This is a genomic window from Sphingomonas sp. (assembly GCF_042091075.1).
GTDB lineage: Bacteria > Pseudomonadota > Alphaproteobacteria > Sphingomonadales > Sphingomonadaceae > Sphingomonas.
This window is the reverse complement of the sequence record NZ_JBELIE010000194.1, coordinates 1-5505: the sequence shown is the minus strand read 5'-3', so window position 1 is coordinate 5505 and position 5505 is coordinate 1. Positions and strand designations below refer to the sequence as shown.

The 5505-nt window shown below is 69.2% G+C and carries 6 protein-coding genes and 1 pseudogene; all 7 read left to right on the top strand.

Annotated elements, in window-relative coordinates; genetic code table 11:
* Positions 1-893: TonB-dependent receptor domain-containing protein (locus tag ACFDSW_RS14975; protein WP_375251074.1), on the top strand; the 893-nt coding region annotated here is incomplete at its 5' end.
* Positions 894-987: 94 nt separating this feature from the next.
* Complete coding sequence (locus ACFDSW_RS14970) at positions 988-3024, top strand: M3 family metallopeptidase (RefSeq protein ID WP_375251073.1); 2037 nt, start codon at positions 988-990, stop codon at positions 3022-3024.
* Positions 3021-3503: an asparaginase domain-containing protein gene (locus tag ACFDSW_RS14965; RefSeq protein ID WP_375251072.1), complete on the top strand. Its 483-nt coding sequence runs from the start codon at positions 3021-3023 to the stop codon at positions 3501-3503. Before ACFDSW_RS14970 ends, ACFDSW_RS14965 begins: the two co-directional genes overlap by 4 nt.
* Before the next feature lie 62 nt (positions 3504-3565).
* Entirely contained in the window at positions 3566-4033 is a 468-nt protein-coding gene (gene ybgC / locus ACFDSW_RS14960) for a tol-pal system-associated acyl-CoA thioesterase (RefSeq protein ID WP_375251071.1), read from the top strand.
* Entirely contained in the window at positions 4030-4722 is a 693-nt protein-coding gene (gene tolQ / locus ACFDSW_RS14955) for a protein TolQ (protein WP_375251070.1), read from the top strand. The genes ybgC and tolQ overlap by 4 nt, the downstream gene beginning before the upstream one ends.
* Before the next feature lie 6 nt (positions 4723-4728).
* Positions 4729-5160, top strand: coding sequence for a protein TolR (gene tolR, locus ACFDSW_RS14950; protein WP_375251069.1), 432 nt, complete (start codon positions 4729-4731; stop codon positions 5158-5160).
* A 1-nt stretch (position 5161) separates the two neighbouring features.
* A pseudogene (locus tag ACFDSW_RS14945) lies at positions 5162-5505 on the top strand (cell envelope biogenesis protein TolA); the annotation flags it as partial.

The window sequence follows — 5505 nt, the reverse complement described above, 5'->3', positions numbered from 1 at the left end:
GCGCGCGGATAGACCGTTGGCGGATCGCGAACGGCTTCCTGCGCGAGGCGACGCTGGCGACCGGCGCGCCGATCACCGACATGACCTTCGCGGATCGCGCCGGCACCGAAGCGACCGGGCGCGCCGGGGTGGCGTGGACGATCGCGCCGCCGCTGGTGCTGCGCGTCGCCGGCTATCGCGGCTGGCGGTTGCCGACGCTCAACGAACTCTACCGGCCGTTCCGCGCCGGGGCGGACGCGACCGCCGCCAACGCCGCCCTCGCGCCCGAGCGGCTGACCGGGGTGGACGCGGGGGTGGCGCTGACCCCGATCGCGGGCGTGTCGCTGACCGCCGGCTGGTTCACCAACCGGCTGGCGGGCGCGATCTCCAACGTGACCGCCGGGCTGGGGCCGGGCACCTTCCCCGGCGTCGGCTTCGTCGCGGCGGGGGGCAGCTATCGCGTGCGCCGGAATCTCGATGCGATCCGCTCGCACGGGGTGGAGGTGGATGCGCGGGTCGATCGTGGCGCGCTGTTCGCGATCGCCTCGTGGAGCCATGCCGAGGCGCGCGTCGAAGCGAGCGGCGCCGCCGCCGCGCTCGACGGCCTGCGTCCGGCACAGACCCCCAGCGACGCGGTGACGACGACGCTCGGCTGGCGCCGCGATCGTGCCACCGCCTCGGTGACGATGCGCTATCTGGCCGGCCAGTTCGAGGACGACCAGAACAGCCGCCGCCTCGCCCCCGCGACGGTGTTCGATGCTTATGCCGCGCTGCCGCTGACCCGCGCGCTGGCGCTGGAGGCGCGGGTGGAAAATGCCTTCGACAGCGAGGTGCAGACCGGCATCACCGGCGCGGACGTGGTCGAACGCGCGACGCCGCGCACCTGGTGGCTGGGGCTGTCGGTGCGCGGGTGAGGCGGCCGGCGCCGGCGACGGGATGGCACGCTGCCCCCTCGCACAACGCGCCCGGCATTCCTATCCTTCATCGATCACGATAGGACGCCGCTTGATGACCACCATGTTGCTCGACCCGCTGACGCTGCCCGATTTCGCCGCGCTGACCCCCGATGCGATCGCCTCCGCGCTCGACGCCGCGATCGCCCGTCATGCCGAGGCGGTCGAGATCGTCACGCGGGAGCGGCCGACGACGTTCGAGCGTGCGTGGCTGCCGCTGGAGCGCGCCGAGGCGGGGATCGATGCGCTATGGTCGGCGGTGTCGCACCTGCGCGGCGTTGCCGACACGCCCGCGCTGCGCGCCGCGCATGCCGCCGGGCAGGAGAAGCTGGTCCAGCATTCGATGGCGGTCGCGCAGAATCGCGATTTGTACGACGTGCTGGTCGCGCTGGAGGCTTCTCCCGCCTTCGCCGCACTCCCCCAGGCAGATCGTGTCGCGGTGGAGCATGCAGTTCGCGACTTCCGCCTGTCCGGTGTCGCGCTCGACGAGGCGGAGCGCGCACGTTTCGCGGACATCTCGGTCGAACTGTCGACGCTGTCGACCGAATTCGGCAGCGCGTTGCTCGACGCCACCGATGCCTGGGGTGAGCATGTCACCGATGAGGCGCGTCTTGCCGGCCTGTCCCCCGCCGACAAGGCGATGTTCGCCGCCGCGGCGGAGGCGAAGGGGCTCGACGGCTGGCTGGTCACTCTGCAACAGCCGAGCGTCAATGCGGTACTGACCTTCGCCGAGGATCGCGAACTGCGCGCCGCCGTCTATCGCGCTTACGGCACGCGCGCGTCGGACGAGGGGCCGAATGCCGGGCAATTCGACAACGGCCCGCGCATCGCCCGCATCCTCGAACTGCGGCGCGAGGCGGCCAGGCTGCTGGGCTTCACCGATCCGGTCGAATGGTCGCTGGCGACCAAGATGGCGCCGAATGCTGGCGAGGTGCTGGCGTTCCTGCGCGACCTGGGCAAGCGTGCGCGCCCGGCGGCGGAGCGCGATCGCGACGCGCTGCGCGATTTCGCGCGCGACACGCTGGGCATCGCGGATTTCCAGCCATGGGACGCGGGCTTTGCCGCGAACCGGCTGCGGCAGGCACGCTATGCGGTCGATGAACAGGAAGTGCGCGGCTATTTCCCGGTCGAGCGCGTCACCGCCGGCTGGCAGACGTTGCTGCATCGGCTGTTCGGCATCCGCCTGGTCGAGCGTGACAATGTCGCGCTCTATCATCCCGACGCGCGCTATTTCGACGTGGTCGACGACAGCGGCGAGGTCTTTTCGGGCCTGTATCTCGATCTGCACGCGCGCGCGGGGAAGCGCGGCGGGGCGTGGATGGCACAGGCGCGACCGCGCCTCCATGACGGCAATGCCAAGCGCGTCCCGGTTGCCTATCTGGTCTGCAACTTCGCGCCGAAAAGTCCTGACCAGCCCTCGCTGCTGAGCCACAATGACGTGGTGACGCTGCTGCACGAAACCGGCCATTGCCTGCATCACCTGTTCACGCGCGTCGATCGCCCCTCGATCGCGGGGACGAGTGGGTTCGAGTGGGACGCGGTCGAGTTGCCGAGCCAGTTGATGGAGGATTTCGCCTGGGATCGCGAGGTGCTGACCGGCATGTCGGGTCATCATGCGTCGGGGGCGCCGCTGCCGCCGGCATTGTTCGACCGGATGGTCGCGGCGCGGCGTTTCCAGTCGGGGATGTTCATTGTCCGTCAGCTGGAATTCGCGCTGTTCGATCTCCTGCTGCATCTCGGGACGCTGGGCAGCGATCCGATGGAGGTGATCGAGGCGGTGCGCGACGAAGTGTCGGTAATGCGCCCGCCCGCCTGGCACCGTTTCCCGCACGGCTTCGCGCATATCTTCGCTGGCGGCTACGCCTCCGGCTATTACAGCTATCTGTGGGCCGAGGTGCTGGCGGCGGACGGGTTCCTTCGCTTCGCCGAGAACGGGCTGATCGATCGCGCGACGGGCAGCGCGCTGCGTGACGAAGTGCTGTCGCGCGGCGCGACGCGCCCGGCGGCGGAAAGCTTCCGCGCGTTTCGCGGCCGTGACCCCGATCCGACCGCGATGCTGATCCGCCACGGCCTGCTGGAGACGGCGCAATGAGCCTGTTGATCCTGACCACCGGCGGGACGATCGACAAACTCTATTTCGATGCGCTGAGCGAATATCAGATCGGCGACAGCGTCGTCGACCGTATCCTGCGTACCGCGCGCGTCGCGGTGCCGTTCCGCGTGCAGGAAGTGATGCGCAAGGACAGTCTGGAGATCGATGATGCCGATCGTGCGGCGATCGCGGCGGCGGTGCGCGCGGCCGATGAACCGCGCATCGTCATCACCCACGGCACCGATACGATGACCGAAACCGCAAAGGCGCTGGGCGACGTCGGTGGCAAGACGGTGGTGCTGGTCGGTGCGCTGGCCCCGGCGCGCTTTGCGGAAAGCGACGCCACGTTCAATCTCGGCATGGCGGTCGCCGCCTCGCAGGTGGCGGGGCCGGGCGTGTGGATCGCGATGAACGGCACGATCTTCGATGGGCTGCGGGTGCGGAAGGATCGCGCGATCAACAGCTTTGTCGCGGCGTAGCGGCGCGCGATCGATACCATATAGGGTTTCTTCGCCGCCATCGTTAGGTTAACAGCGCGGCAATGACGCCGCACGGTCAGGACCAGCCCGCGCAGGGATATTTCGACGGGGCGACGCATCGTTTCCCGGTGCGCGTCTATTTCGAGGATACCGACCTGTCGGGCGTCGTCTATCACGCCAATTACCTGCGCTACATGGAGCGTGCGCGATCCGATATGCTGCGGGTCGCCGGGATCGACCAGCGCGCCACGATAGAGGCCGGCGGTGGCGCCTATGCGATCACCGAAATGGCGATCCGTTATCGCTTGCCGGCGCGGCTCGACGATGCGCTGCTGCTGGTCAGCCGGGTGATCGCGGCACGCGCCGCCAGCGTCGTCATTCATCAGACAGTCAGGCGCGGCGCGGAATTGCTGACCGAGGCCACGGTGACCGCGGCGCTGGTGGGGCCCGACGGCCGCCCCCGGCGCCAGCCGGCGGCCTGGGTCGATCTTTTCCGCCGCCTCGCCGCTCAGGGGGACATGCCGTCTTGAATCCGATTTTGCAGACCGATGCTGCGACCTTGTCGCCGATTGCGCTGTTCCTTCAGGCCGATTGGGTGGTGAAGGCGGTGATGCTGGGGCTGTTGCTGGCCAGCATCTGGACCTGGGCGATCATCATCGCCTTCTGGCTGAAGCTCGGGCGGACCCGCAGAAAAACCGATGTCTTCGAAAAGGAATTCTGGAAGGCGGACGATATCGACGCCTTCGTGCGGACGCGCGGGCAGGAGGATCTGCCCTCCGCGCGCGTGCTGGGCGCGGCGGTGTCGGAATGGCGGCGCTCGACGCAGGGTCAGCGGATCGACCGCGAGGGCGTGCGCGAGCGGCTGGGCACCGTGATGGGATCGGCGGTCGCGAAGGAGATCGACCAATTGTCCGATCGGCTCAACGTGCTGGCGACGGTCGGCTCGGTGGCGCCGTTCGTCGGGCTGTTCGGCACGGTGTGGGGCATCATGCGCAGCTTCACCTCGATCGCCAGCCAGCAGAACACCAGCCTCGCGGTGGTCGCGCCGGGGATCGCGGAGGCGCTGTTCGCGACCGCGATCGGCCTGTTCGCGGCGATTCCGGCGGTGATCGCGTACAATCGCTTCAGCCACGCCATCAACCGTATCGAGGCGCGGCTGATGCGCTTCGCCGACGGGTTCCACGCGACGCTGTCGCGCCAGCTCGATAGCGAGCGCTGACGCGCGATGGCGATGAACCTGCCGTCGCAGCGTGGTCGGGGGCGGCGTTCCCCGATGGCCGATATCAACGTCACGCCGCTGGTCGATGTGATGCTGGTGCTGCTGATCATCTTCATGGTCACCGCGCCGCTGCTAACGCAGGGGGTGCCCGTGAACCTGCCCGACAGCCGCGCCAAGCCGCTGGAACAGGACCAGCAGCCGACCGAGATCGCGATCGACGCCGATGGCCGGATCTTCATCGCCAAGGAAGAGGTGGCGCCCGACGCGCTGCCACAGCGGCTGGATGCGATCGCGGCGCGTGGTTCGGCGACGCAGCCGCCGCAGGTGTTCCTCCGTGCCGACCGCGGGCTCGATTATGGCCGCGTGATGCGCGTCATGGGCGAGCTGAACCGCGCCGGGCTGAACCGCGTCGCACTGGTCACGGTCGGCGAGGACTGAGGTGGAGCGCGCGGAGAAGATCGGCCTTGGCGTAGCGGTTGCAGGGCATGTCGTCCTGTTCGGGCTGCTGTCGATCGGTTTTCTCGATACGCCCAATCCCCTCAAGCTGAAGCAAAGTCCGGTCGAGATCAGCCTCGTCAAGGACGTCGCGCTTGAATCGGCCGCGCCGCGCGTTACCGAGGCGCCGTCGCAGGCGGTCGCGCCCGATGTGGGCGAGCCGGAGGAGGCGCCACCACCCGCGCCCGAGGCACCGGCCAAGCCGCAACCGCGACCCGAGCCCGCGCCGGCACCCGAGCCGAAGCCCGCGCCCGTGCTGCCCCGGCCGACCCCGCCCAAGCCGGCGCC